Origin of the sequence: Aneurinibacillus tyrosinisolvens, assembly GCF_001015055.1 — a bacterium.
Classification (GTDB): Bacteria; Bacillota; Bacilli; order Aneurinibacillales; family Aneurinibacillaceae; genus Aneurinibacillus_A; species Aneurinibacillus_A tyrosinisolvens.
In genome coordinates, this window is the sequence record NZ_BBWZ01000034.1 from 43623 (window position 1) to 54730 (window position 11108).

Annotated in this window: 15 protein-coding genes; 10 read left to right on the forward strand and 5 right to left on the reverse strand. The window is 41.6% G+C overall.

Features of this window, described 5'->3' with window-relative positions:
* Nucleotides 1-79 precede the first annotated feature (79 nt).
* From yraA to MBEAL2_RS21790, 4 genes are all read left to right on the forward strand, one after another.
* On the forward strand, nucleotides 80-592 hold the full coding sequence (gene yraA, locus MBEAL2_RS21775; RefSeq protein ID WP_047154344.1) for a cysteine protease YraA: 513 nt from the start codon (nucleotides 80-82) through the stop codon (nucleotides 590-592).
* A 176-nt stretch (nucleotides 593-768) separates the two neighbouring features.
* Nucleotides 769-1155, forward strand: coding sequence for a DoxX family protein (locus MBEAL2_RS21780; RefSeq protein WP_047154345.1), 387 nt, complete (start codon nucleotides 769-771; stop codon nucleotides 1153-1155).
* 98 nt (nucleotides 1156-1253) lie between these two features.
* The gene (locus MBEAL2_RS21785) at nucleotides 1254-1877 is read left to right on the forward strand and encodes a nitroreductase family protein (RefSeq protein WP_236692976.1); all 624 of its coding nucleotides are present in this window, start codon (nucleotides 1254-1256) and stop codon (nucleotides 1875-1877) included.
* Nucleotides 1878-2171: 294 nt separating this feature from the next.
* A complete protein-coding gene (locus MBEAL2_RS21790; protein WP_047154347.1) occupies nucleotides 2172-3290 on the forward strand; it encodes a YsnF/AvaK domain-containing protein in 1119 nt (372 codons plus the stop codon).
* 222 nt (nucleotides 3291-3512) lie between these two features.
* Here the strand turns inward: MBEAL2_RS21790 and MBEAL2_RS21795 are convergent, their stop codons facing one another.
* Together MBEAL2_RS21795 and MBEAL2_RS21800 are read right to left on the reverse strand one after the other, a co-directional pair.
* Nucleotides 3513-3767: a hypothetical protein gene (locus MBEAL2_RS21795; protein WP_047154348.1), complete on the reverse strand. Its 255-nt coding sequence runs from the start codon at nucleotides 3765-3767 to the stop codon at nucleotides 3513-3515.
* 22 nt (nucleotides 3768-3789) lie between these two features.
* On the reverse strand, nucleotides 3790-4701 hold the full coding sequence (locus tag MBEAL2_RS21800) for a fumarylacetoacetate hydrolase family protein (RefSeq protein WP_047154349.1): 912 nt from the start codon (nucleotides 4699-4701) through the stop codon (nucleotides 3790-3792).
* 203 nt (nucleotides 4702-4904) lie between these two features.
* Here MBEAL2_RS21800 and MBEAL2_RS21805 point away from each other — a divergent pair, with 203 nt between their 5' ends.
* From MBEAL2_RS21805 to MBEAL2_RS21815, 3 genes are all read left to right on the forward strand, one after another.
* Nucleotides 4905-5621 carry a FadR/GntR family transcriptional regulator gene (locus MBEAL2_RS21805; protein ID WP_052947903.1) on the forward strand — a complete coding sequence of 239 codons (717 nt, stop codon included), beginning with the start codon at nucleotides 4905-4907 and terminating at the stop codon, nucleotides 5619-5621.
* A 193-nt stretch (nucleotides 5622-5814) separates the two neighbouring features.
* On the forward strand, nucleotides 5815-6594 hold the full coding sequence (locus tag MBEAL2_RS21810) for an alpha/beta fold hydrolase (RefSeq protein ID WP_052947904.1): 780 nt from the start codon (nucleotides 5815-5817) through the stop codon (nucleotides 6592-6594).
* Nucleotides 6595-6722: 128 nt separating this feature from the next.
* Nucleotides 6723-8006 carry a metal-dependent hydrolase family protein gene (locus tag MBEAL2_RS21815; RefSeq protein ID WP_047154350.1) on the forward strand — a complete coding sequence of 428 codons (1284 nt, stop codon included), beginning with the start codon at nucleotides 6723-6725 and terminating at the stop codon, nucleotides 8004-8006.
* A gap of 119 nt (nucleotides 8007-8125) precedes the next feature.
* On the opposite strand, the gene MBEAL2_RS21820 is transcribed toward MBEAL2_RS21815, so the two are convergent.
* Together MBEAL2_RS21820 and MBEAL2_RS21825 are read right to left on the reverse strand one after the other, a co-directional pair.
* On the reverse strand, nucleotides 8126-8533 hold the full coding sequence (locus tag MBEAL2_RS21820; protein ID WP_047154351.1) for a DoxX family protein: 408 nt from the start codon (nucleotides 8531-8533) through the stop codon (nucleotides 8126-8128).
* Nucleotides 8534-8575: 42 nt separating this feature from the next.
* Nucleotides 8576-9343, reverse strand: coding sequence for a dioxygenase family protein (locus MBEAL2_RS21825; protein ID WP_047154352.1), 768 nt, complete (start codon nucleotides 9341-9343; stop codon nucleotides 8576-8578).
* 154 nt (nucleotides 9344-9497) lie between these two features.
* Here MBEAL2_RS21825 and MBEAL2_RS21830 point away from each other — a divergent pair, with 154 nt between their 5' ends.
* The 3 genes from MBEAL2_RS21830 to MBEAL2_RS33850 all read left to right on the forward strand — a co-directional run bounded on the left by MBEAL2_RS21830 (nucleotide 9498) and on the right by MBEAL2_RS33850 (nucleotide 10620).
* Complete coding sequence (locus MBEAL2_RS21830; protein ID WP_047154353.1) at nucleotides 9498-9821, forward strand: winged helix-turn-helix transcriptional regulator; 324 nt, start codon at nucleotides 9498-9500, stop codon at nucleotides 9819-9821.
* Nucleotides 9822-9823: 2 nt separating this feature from the next.
* On the forward strand, nucleotides 9824-10060 hold the full coding sequence (locus MBEAL2_RS21835; protein WP_047154354.1) for a DUF1507 family protein: 237 nt from the start codon (nucleotides 9824-9826) through the stop codon (nucleotides 10058-10060).
* Between the two features lie 233 nt (nucleotides 10061-10293).
* Nucleotides 10294-10620, forward strand: coding sequence for a hypothetical protein (locus MBEAL2_RS33850; RefSeq protein WP_304511122.1), 327 nt, complete (start codon nucleotides 10294-10296; stop codon nucleotides 10618-10620).
* Between the two features lie 116 nt (nucleotides 10621-10736).
* On the opposite strand, the gene yjcZ is transcribed toward MBEAL2_RS33850, so the two are convergent.
* Nucleotides 10737-10820: a sporulation protein YjcZ gene (yjcZ, locus tag MBEAL2_RS30530; protein ID WP_047154356.1), complete on the reverse strand. Its 84-nt coding sequence runs from the start codon at nucleotides 10818-10820 to the stop codon at nucleotides 10737-10739.
* Nucleotides 10821-11108 lie beyond the last annotated feature (288 nt).

The following is an 11108-nucleotide window of genomic DNA, read 5'->3' on the forward strand; positions in this document are numbered from 1 at the left end:
TTATAAAACCCTTTATACTGATATCTGTGTTAGAAATAACAAACACGGGTAATGGTCATACTAAGGAGGTTGGTCTACAATGAGTAAAAAAATTGCTGCGATTGTTACGGATTTATTTGAGGATGTAGAATATACAGAACCAGCTAAAGCTTTTAAAGAAGCTGGTCATAAAGTTATCACGATTGATAAACAAGCAGGCAAACAGGTAACAGGTAAAAAAGGGGAGACTATCACCATTGATAAAGGAATTGGTGAAGTAAACCCTGCAGACTTCGATGCCTTACTCATCCCTGGCGGGTTCTCTCCAGATTTATTACGTGCGGATGATCGTTTTGGTGAATTTGCTAAAGCATTCGTCCAAGAAGGAAAACCGGTTTTCGCGATTTGCCATGGACCGCAAGTATTAATTGATACTGACTTATTAAAAGGTGTCGACATGACAGGTTATAAGTCAATCCGTAACGACTTAAAAAATGCGGGTGTGAACTACAAAGATGAAGAGGTAGTAGTAAGCAAGAACATCGTAACAAGCCGTACACCGGATGATATTCCTGCATTTAATCGTGAATCGCTAAAGTTATTAGCTAAATAATACAGCTGGGCATATTATTCTTGTGCGGTAACATAATGGTTTCGTCTTAAAAACTTTCTATTTTTAAGACGGAACTTTTTTATTTTATAATAGTTACTTGACAAAAGTAAGAAAAAGAGTTTATTATACTTACATAAAGTTTGTTACGAACAAAAAATATAAGAGGAGGATTTAAAATGATAAATCTTGGACTTTTGATTATTCGTTTAGTGATAGGATTGACTTTTATGGGACACGGTGCACAAAAATTATTTGGTTGGTTTGGTGGACATGGATTAAAAGGTACCGCTGGATGGATGGAATCGATTGGTGCGAAACCGGGTGTATTGATGGCCTTTCTTGCTGGAGCAGGGGAGCTGATCGGAGGTCTTTTGTTTGCAGCAGGCGTTTTAACACCCGTTGGAGCTGCTCTTATCGTCATTACCATGCTGGTATCCATCTTTACCGTGCATGGTAAAAACGGGTACTGGGCAACAGAAGGTGGGTTTGAGTATAACCTTACTTTGATTGCTGTGGCAATTGGTGTCGCTTTGATTGGTCCTGGTTCTTACGTTCTTTTCTAATAAATATTCGAAAAGAGCGCTAATCAAGCAGAAAAATGGGTATATTCTTTTCTTATGGAGAAGATAAGTGGACAAATATTATAAAGAGGATGATGAACTTGACACAGAAAACGACAGAACAAACCATTTCAGTCCAGCAAGCAATTGAATCACGGCATAGTATTCGCAAATTTGTCCAACAACCGATTGACAGACAAGATCTCCAGAAGATTTTTGAGCTTGTACGTTTATCTCCAAGCGCATGGAACCTGCAGCCATGGCGTTTCCATGTTGTTACAGACGTTAACCTGAAGGAAAAACTTGAAGAAGCAGCTTACGGACAAAAACAGGTTACATCTGCTCCTGCAGTCATTGTTGTAACAAGTGACATGGAAGATGTATTAGCAAATCTTCGAGACACTGTTCACCCTGGACTTTCCGAAGAGCAAAAAGAAAAGGAAGTAGCGAATTTATCAGCATTCTTTAATGGTATGAGTGTTGAGGAACGCGGGCAATGGGGATTAACTCAAACCAACATCGCATTTGGCTTCCTGATGACTGCTGTTCAGGGATACGGCTATGCAAGTAATCCCATGCTGGGTTTTGACCAGGATAAGGTAAAGGAACTATTAAAGCTTCCTGAACACGTGAAATTCGCTGGCATCCTTCCTATAGGAAAACCTGATGGTGAGGGATACCCTCATCACCGATTTGACTTCAACAAAATTGTGACATTTCATTAAGCCGAGATTAAGAAACAACAAAGGGAGTAGGCAATAGTAGCTTACTCCCTTTTACCTTGCTCAAAAGATGTTCAGCTCTGTCATAATCAATTGAACCAATTAATCTTATGTACATAGTGACAGGCGAGAAGAAGGCATTAAAATAAATAGAAATTTACAAATGTTTAATATTTAACATGGTTAAAGCACAGAAAACGGGGGTACTTTTAAACAGGGGACAAATAATTAATTGTTTCCAGCAGTCCATTCAGCGACCCACATGTCCAGGTAATTAACTTTAGGAGGGACAAAAAAATGGGAAAACGAATTGTCGGAACCTATCATTCAGAGCAGGAAGCTATTTATGCCATTAATGACTTGAAGCGTCAGGGGTACCAACCAGCAGACATCATGGTCATCTCACAGGACAGAAGTGCTGTCCCGATGGTGGCAAATACCGGGGCACGGGTAGAATCCAGCAGGCCGGCCAGTACGTTAGCCGGTGCAATGATGGAGAGTTTTTTTACCGTCATGACAGGTGGGATGGTAAGCAGCGATAGTGGACTGGCGGATAAACTCTCCGGAATGGGCATCCCGGATTTTACCGCGAAGCGTTATGAATCAGAGGTGAATAAAGGGAAAATCCTTGTAATGGTTGATGCGAACCTGGCTCCCATCGATTTGGCATACAGTACCGGTACGGAGGCACAGTACGAGACCGAAGAGCAAAGAGCCGTTCGTCTTTGGGAAGAGCAACTCAGCGTAACGAAGGAGCGCGTACAGGTCGGTGAGGTAGAGCTGCGTAAAGCAATCGTGGAAGAAGAAAGAACGGTTTTTGTTCCGTTCACCCGTGAGGAAGTTTATGTAGAGCGGCGACCTGTTATAGACGGCAAGTTCGATGGCACCCTGATGGACGAGAGTGAGGTCATTCGTGTCCCTATTATAGAGGAGCGGATCGAAGTGACGAAAACACCAATGGTCGTTGAGGAAGTAATCATTGGTAAACGCAGAGTCCAGGAAACCAGGGAAGTACAGGGTATTATTAGGAAGGAAGAGGCTCGTATTGAACGTTCGGATCTTCCGATTGTTCAGGAAAATAAAGATTTCGTGGCTACCGTTGATTTAATAGACAGTAAAGAGGAAGAACTTTCAATTCCCCCTTCGGACTTGCCAGTTTCAGAAGAAGATAAAGAAATCTTAGATATGGCAAATGAGCTAATCAATGAGACGAAGGAAACCGTCATTGAGTTGTTAAATGAGACGAAGGAAGCCGATCCTGTCGAGAAATCGACCTCTTCTAGCATTCGAGATAATAAAAGCCCTGCCGTTTCAGCGAACAACAAAAAAGAAGAACCCGGTAGCAAGCGTGCGGACTCTTCAACTGCCGGGGAAAATAAAAATACTATAGCTTCAGAAAACAAGAAAAAGAAATAGAAGGAATTGAGAGTTGGGAAGGCACCGCTCCAACTTAAGGATATACATGTTAATCCGTAATCAAAAAACAGTCGGACCCCTTCACTTCGGGTCCGGCTGTTTTTATAAAGAAAAATATACTGCTCAAATATTTTAAACTACATCCTTTCTTTACTTAAATTTCGAATCTTTAAGGTTCCCCATAATCCTTCCAGCCTTACTCATTAGAGGTAAAAGGGTGATTTAAGAAGTGAAAAATCCTTCAAGTCCAGGATCCGGCCTGCTATTTGGAATCTGTTCATCCCATTCACACTCAACAATGTTGGAACATTTAACATGGAGTAACTCCATATTCAGTTCGGTGTTATAAGAAGCTTCAAGAATTCGGTATCTGTTGAATGTAGGAAGGCATTTAGGACAGCAGCCGTTTGCAATGGCATCCAGCTGCTCATCCGTATAATCAACAGTCGTTTTGGTTAATAATGATTTATCTAACATCTTTATCACCCCTAAAGTAATGTTAATTTGCAACCGTATTCGTTAAAACCCCGATTTTTTCAATTTCAACTTCTACAATATCACCCTCTTGTAAGAATCTTGGGGGTTGAAAGCCAATTCCTACACCTTTAGGAGTTCCTGTAGCAATGATATCTCCAGGCTGCAGTGTGATTCCGGCTGAAACGGTTTTAATAATGGTAGGAATATCAAAAATCAGGAGTTCTGTGTTCGAATTTTGTCTTACTTCCCCATTTACTCTGCATTGAATATTTAAATGAACAGGCGCAGGGATTTCATCCGCCGTTACAAGGTAAGGTCCCATAGGCCCAAAGGTATCTAATCCTTTTCCAAGGAACCACTGGCTATGTTTTTTTTGCAGGTCACGTGCAGTTACATCGTTTATAATGGTGTAACCTAAGATATAGTCATAAGCTTCTTCTTCTGAAATGTTTGTTCCTTCTTTGCCAATCACAATCGCCAATTCCGCTTCGTAGTCGATTTGATTTGTCACATTGCGGTGGCTTTTGATTTCTTGATTCGTTCCAATAACGGCTGTCGTCGCTTTGCTAAAAACAATAGGATACTGGGGCACATTTTTTGCTTCTTCCATTGCTGTGGTGTACTCAAGAGCATGCTCATGATAATTAAGACCCAAACAAATAATGTCCCTTTTAGGATCCGGAAGAGGAGCTTGAAGTGTTACTTCAGATAAAGGTACTATGTAATTGGCTGAATTTTCCGATATTTCATTGTTGAGCTCTCTTAGTCTCGCTACCGCTTCCTGATTCTCAATTACTTCACGCAAAGTTTCAGGCAGAAGAGGATGGGGAAAAAACTGTTTTTCCGCCGCCGCAGCATCAACGATTGAATTTTCATCTTTTGTTCTAAATCCAAACTTTAATTGTCCATCATGTAAAAATGTTGCTAAATACATATCATGTATCCTCCTTAACATAATTTCCAACAAATCGGGACCGATTTTTATAATTGGTCTAACCATTTATTGATAAAATCGTATCCTACTTGCCTTTCATAGTCAAGATAGACTTTTATTGGAGCCGATATTTGACGTAATGGGCAGCCAAAATGTATTATTTAGATCCAGAGAGAGTAAACGAAGTGAAGGGAAGGGATGAAATGAAAGCATTAGATATAAATTTCACACCCGTTGGTGAAAATAAGGCTTTTCTGGATATTGCTAATCAAATAAGAGATAACATTGAAAAAGGTGTTTTAAAGGTGGATTCCAGATTGCCTTCCGAGCGTGAATTAGCAGAAAAGTTCCGGACTAGCCGGGCAACAGTAAGAGAAGCATTACGGGCATTAGAGATTATTGGGGTTATTGAAAGCAAGGTAGGGCAGGGGACTTTTATAAAGAACATCAGCTTCTCCAGCATGGACGGTTTATTTGCAGAAATATCGAAACAAACAAGTCCATCTGAAGTATTTGAAGCCAGGTATGCCTTTGAACCGTATTTAGCCCATTTATCGGCATTAAGGGCGACTCAGGAAGATTTTATTTCGTTAAAGAGCATACTAGCTGAGTTTGATACGGCAATCGAGAATACGGACATCCAGCAGTTTGAGAAGCTGGATGGCCAATTTCATTATGCCATTGCCCTCTCTGCTAAAAATTCGTTCCTGTTACACATGGTTAACATTATAAACAACGTAAGGCTAGAGAAGTTATGGGGAACACTAAAGGAAAGAAGTTTGAATCCGGATAAAATGAAACAATACCATATTGAACACCATACTATATATCAAGCTATCCATGAACGTGATTCGCACAAGGCGCAGCTTTTAACCTTGCAGCATTTAAAAAATGTACGTGAAAACATGTTAGGGGACTAATTGAACTTATGAAAACAAGCTTAAAGTTTTCCATCGGGCTTGTTTTTTTATTTGCAACGAAAAATTTTTTGTAAATTTAAAATCTTTGTTGACGAAGTCGGTAGGTGTCCATTATTATATGGATTATAAACATGGTTCGACCAATTTTATATTTTCACAACCAATTTTAATTCAAAATGGAGGAGGTACATAGGTGCTTAGTCAAATGAATAGCCTTCAAATTAACTATGAAGTTAAAGGAACCGGTGATGTAGTCGTATTTGTTCATGGGTTAGGTGGAAGTTTAAACATCTGGAACAGCCAGGTAAACGTTTGTTCCCGGTATTATAAAACAATAACCTATGATTTGAGAGGATCAGGCCGTACAGAAACTTCTCATCCAGAATACTCTATTAGCCAATATGTAGAAGATTTGAAAGACCTTCTTGAGCAAGAAAACGTAGATTCCGCCCACTTAGTCGGACATTCCATGGGCACTCTTATCATTCAGCATTTTGCAACCCGCTACCCGGAAAAAGTGAAAAGCCTTGCCCTAGTTGGCGGTATTGTTGAAATTCCGCCTGCAGGTAAAGATGGATTAGCCGCCCGCTCTGAACTGGTAAAAGAAAAAGGGATGGATGCGGTAGCTGACGCAATTACTGAAGGCGGTTTGTCCGCTTATACTAAATTTGCAAATCCTGCGCTTGTGGGATTAGTACGTGAATTGTTACAGCGGAACGATTCGGAAGGCTATGCGGCATCATGCAGAGCACTTGCAGATGGCAAGGCCATTGAGCATGAGGAAATAACGCAGCCTGTTCTCCTGATTGTAGGAGATGAAGATAAAACGAGCCCGATTCGGATGGCTCAACAGCTTTATAAAGGTTTTTCCAATGCAAAGTTAGAGATAATCCCAGACTGCGGCCACTGGGCAACTATTGAAAAACCGAATGATGTTAACCGTGCTTTATTAACCTTTTTGACCACGCTCTAAAATTCATTGCTAGTTCGGAAGGATAACGAATGCTTTCTGGACTAGCAATGTCAAATCCATTAAATTGTAAGGGCATACATTTAGGAAAATTAGATTGAAAATTCAATATATTGAGAGGGGATGTATTTATGAAGGCAAAATTATTACGTAATGGCTTGTTAATTGACGGCACAGGACAAAAAGAGAAAGCTGGCATTGATGTATTAATTGAAGGGAATCGAATCACTGCTGTTGGTCCCGGATTACAAGTTCCATCCCAGTATCAATCTCAAGATATTGACATTATTGAATTGAATGGTAAAACCATTATGCCTGGTATGACAGAAGCGCATACTCATTTAACCTGGAACAATTCCCTCTACATTCAAGATATTGATTTTGCGCCGATTGAAGAAACGATGGTTGCGGCGATTAAGAATGCCGAAATCATGGTTAAGAGCGGCTATACTTCTTGTGTAAGTGCTGCCGCCAGAGGCCGGGTGGACATCGCAATCCGTGATGCCATTAACCGTGGCAGTCTCATTGGCCCTCGATTGCTTGCGAATGGAGCTGAAGTTTCCGCGACAGGAAGCTTCACTGATTTACACCCAAGTCACGTACAGGTAAGTGGATTATCGATTCTGGCTGATGGGGAAGATGCGGTACGCCGCACCGTAAGAAGCCTATTTAAAGAAGGGGCCGATCTCGTCAAATTGAATGTAAGCGGTGAGAGTCTTACACCGCACGCCCGTAATGAAATGACGCTTTATACGTATAAAGAAGTGCGGGCTGCTGTCGAAGAAGCGCACGCACGCGGAAAAAGAGTTTATACACACGCGCGTTCCTCGGATTCGGTAAAAATTTGTGTAGAAGCAGAAGTTGATATTATTGCTCATGCGGACTTTATTAATGATGAAGTGTTTGAAATGGTAGTGGAAAACAAAGATAGACTTTTCATTGTACCTGGTTTAAACTGGCTCGTTTCCACGATTGAAGAAGGCGCTAAATACTTTGGACAGGAAGCGATTGACGCTACCGGGTATAAAGAAGGATTGGAAATTGCCCTCAAAAATATGAGACGTCTCTATCAAGCTGGCGTTCGTATCTTACCGGGTGGAGATTACGGATTCAAGTGGTGTCCACATGGCGGATATGCAAGAGATTTGGAGCACTTTGTAAAACTGGTTGGCATGGATCCGATGGACGTAATTGTCTCTGCTACAAAATATGGTGCCCAAATCATGGAGATGGAAGATGAATTGGGCACTATAGAAGTCGGAAAGCTCGCGGATATCGTCGTTGTTGATGGAAACCCACTAGAGGATATTACAGTATTGCAGGATCACAGTAAATTAGAAGTCATTCTAAAAGACGGAGAATACATTACCAACCTTCTGGAAGTTGCCCATCAAGTAGAGGATACAGTAGCCTAAGAGGAATGATTGTGGATTATTCAATACTAGAAACCTTGCTTTTATCAAACTTATAAAACAACAGCCGAAACCATTTAGGTTCGGCTGTTGTTTTACTGCCCACAAGTACTATTTACGTATTACAGGTTTTCTGTTTTACGGAATAAGGAGTCGAGGGAATACAATTGACTTCCGCTAATTGCAAGGTAGATAGAGAGTGCCAGTAGAGCCAGATCCAGCTCATATCCGGCCATTTGTCCGTTGCCCATAAATCCAACAGCGAGTTTAACGGTAACAATGGCTCCAACCATGACGAGGGCAAATAAAATCGATACAATACGTGTTCCGATGCCTAAAATCATCGCAAGGCCGCCAACTAATTCAATCGTGGCCACGATATAAGCCATGAACCCTGGAACCCCGATACTCTGAAAGAATCCCGCAGTATTACCGAGACCCATCTGGAATTTAGCCAGGCCATGAATGAAAAATGTAATCCCTATCACCAAACGAAGAATAAGTGCACCTGTTTCATATTTTCTAACCATATTTTCAACTTCTCCCTAAAAGAATTTTTATAAGATCGATAATTAAAATTGCAGGCAAAGATAGCTTAACGTGCCTAAATCATAACTTTGATGAATTACTTTTGCTTTTGCCTGCGGGTCTCCGCTTCCCATCGCGATAAAGAAAGGAACGAAGTGTTCCGCCCGTGGAACAGCCAGGCGGGCATGAGGCGCCTGCTCATCGTATTTGAAAAGCGAATCCAAATCTTTGTTGTGTACCTTTTCGATCAGCCAATCGTCAAATTCAATCGCCCACGGTTCTGCAGTTGTTTGTTCCCATTTCACCATCCGTAAATTATGGACTGTCACCCCGCTGCCGATAATCAAAATGTCTTCCTTCCCAAGTCCTTGAAGGGCCTCGCCGATTTTGAACTGCTCCCCCGGAGAAAGGTAAGGATTGACCGAGACCTGAACCACAGGAATATCCGCTTTTGGATACAGATGGTGGAGCAGTGTCCAGGAACCGTGGTCTAATCCTCTTGTAGTATCTTTCCTTACTGTTATTCCCTGTTTTCTGAACCTCTCTTCCAGCATGGAGGCTAATTTGCTTGAGCCTTTCGCCGGATACTTCATCGCATACAGTTCATCCGGAAATCCACCAAAATCATAAATGGTATCATATACACCATCTATAGAAGAAATGGCAAGAACATTACTTTCCCAGTGTGCGGTAAAAATCACAATGGCTTTTGGCTTAATTTGTTCACCGAGATTTTTAAGAAAACGAGTGTATTCAGTATCTTCAACCGCGATCATGGGAGAACCATGCGCTAAAAATAAAGACGGAACCATTCTTTGAACCTCCTTACATTGAAGTTTGTTGTTTACTTTTCGTAAGTTAGTATATAATAATAACAAACGAACGTCAATACAGATTAGTTACGAAAAGTAATTTATTTAATAAAGGTAATAAAGTATTATAATAATAGGAGATTGAGGTGATAACATGAACCCATTTTTACTCTGTCCAAGATTTGAGAAAGGGATGCAAATCCTAAGTAAACGTTGGACTGGCTTAATCATTTCCCACCTTCTTTCTGGCCCTCAGCGATTTTGTACCATTGAAGCGGATCTTCCTATTAGCGGAAGGCTCTTATCGGAAAGGCTGAAGGATTTAGAAAGCGAAGGGATTGTCAACCGTCAGGTTTTTCCGGAGGTTCCTGTTCGGATAGAATATTCTTTAACGGAAAAAGGCCTCGCCCTGGAGCCTGTAATAAGTGAAATTGCAAAGTGGTCCCAAGCGTGGATAGAAATCGAAGGAGAATCGTAAGCATGCATATAAATGAGAAGACGCTAGCGTTATTGAAGGCTGAAGTACAAAAAATTGAACGCTTAATTCAGATACAGAAAGACAATCTAAATAATCCAGGCTGTCCCGTTTATGAAGAAGTTCTGGATACGCAAATTTTTGGGTTATCCCGCATTATTGATTTCACCGTTCAGCTGGATTTAATAAGTGCTGAAAAAGGGAAGGGAATTTTAAACGAGTTGGAAAGAAGACTCGTTTAAGAAGGCTGTATTCAATCTTACTAAATGCTCTTTATAGGAAAAAATAAAAAGACCAGCTTGCTCGGTCTTTTTATTTTTTCCTTTATTTGCACCGCGCTCTAAAATATCGAATCTTTACAGCAGGACGTATAAAAAGTAACGAAATGTAAAATATAAATTTTGAAGTTAAATTTAAGAAAAAAGGGGTTTAATTAGCCGTGCTGAGAAAACTGCAAATTGCACTGATGGCCTTCATGCTGACAACTGTTCTGGGAACTCAGGTTTTTGCTGAGGATATGGGTACAACTAACAATAATCCATATGCAAATCCGGCTGGAAACCGGGATGGTTACACGAACACGGCAGGTAATCGAGATGGTTATACAAATACAGCGGGTTACCGGGATGGTTACACGAATACGGCTGGTTATCGAGGCGATAATAGAGGTGCTCGAACTACCGCTGCACCTGATGGTGCCAGACGCCGCGATTGGGGCTGGCTGGGATTATTAGGATTAGCGGGTCTTTTAGGCGCACGTGGAGGAAATAAAAATCCACAGCCTAATCGCAACCAACCATAAAAAGATATTCGTGAAATAAGTAATCTGCAGGAGCCACTTATCGAAGAGGCTTTTTAAAACCTTCAGAGTATGTAAACAAAGCAGCCAGCCTGGCCCAGGCTGGCTCTTACCATTCATTAATCACACGCACACGCGATAACTACCAGGAGGATGAAGAGTACAAGGATAATACTGAATTCATCATCAAAAAAACCAGCCATGCTATCACCTCCTATATATGTTATCTTCTATGACCTGATAAACTTAGCTGCGCCCGGTTCTACGGCGACGACCTGTAGTACGGCGACGACCTGTAGTACGGCGACGACCCGTTGTGCGGCGACGCCCTATAGAGCGACGGCGCCATATAATCCAGCCCGTTCTACCACTGCGTTCACTGCGCCCACTGCGACGCCCGCTGCGCCCGCTTCGACGTCCGCTACGTCCACTGCGCCCGCTCCGACGTCCGCTACGTCCACTGCGTCCACTGCGCCCGCTTCGACGTCCGC

Coding starts and splice junctions, on each gene's coding strand:
- yraA (WP_047154344.1), top strand. CDS start 80: ATGAGTAAAAAAATTGCTGCGATTGTTACGGATTTATTTGAGGATGTA.
- MBEAL2_RS21800 (WP_047154349.1), bottom strand. CDS start 4,701: ATGTATTTAGCAACATTTTTACATGATGGACAATTAAAGTTTGGATTT.
- MBEAL2_RS21790 (WP_047154347.1), top strand. CDS start 2,172: ATGGGAAAACGAATTGTCGGAACCTATCATTCAGAGCAGGAAGCTATT.
- MBEAL2_RS21825 (WP_047154352.1), bottom strand. CDS start 9,343: ATGGTTCCGTCTTTATTTTTAGCGCATGGTTCTCCCATGATCGCGGTT.
- MBEAL2_RS21780 (WP_047154345.1), top strand. CDS start 769: ATGATAAATCTTGGACTTTTGATTATTCGTTTAGTGATAGGATTGACT.
- MBEAL2_RS21805 (WP_052947903.1), top strand. CDS start 4,905: ATGAAAGCATTAGATATAAATTTCACACCCGTTGGTGAAAATAAGGCT.
- yjcZ (WP_047154356.1), bottom strand. CDS start 10,820: ATGGCTGGTTTTTTTGATGATGAATTCAGTATTATCCTTGTACTCTTC.
- MBEAL2_RS21815 (WP_047154350.1), top strand. CDS start 6,723: ATGAAGGCAAAATTATTACGTAATGGCTTGTTAATTGACGGCACAGGA.
- MBEAL2_RS21835 (WP_047154354.1), top strand. CDS start 9,824: ATGCATATAAATGAGAAGACGCTAGCGTTATTGAAGGCTGAAGTACAA.
- MBEAL2_RS21830 (WP_047154353.1), top strand. CDS start 9,498: ATGAACCCATTTTTACTCTGTCCAAGATTTGAGAAAGGGATGCAAATC.
- MBEAL2_RS21795 (WP_047154348.1), bottom strand. CDS start 3,767: ATGTTAGATAAATCATTATTAACCAAAACGACTGTTGATTATACGGAT.
- MBEAL2_RS21820 (WP_047154351.1), bottom strand. CDS start 8,533: ATGGTTAGAAAATATGAAACAGGTGCACTTATTCTTCGTTTGGTGATA.
- MBEAL2_RS33850 (WP_304511122.1), top strand. CDS start 10,294: ATGCTGACAACTGTTCTGGGAACTCAGGTTTTTGCTGAGGATATGGGT.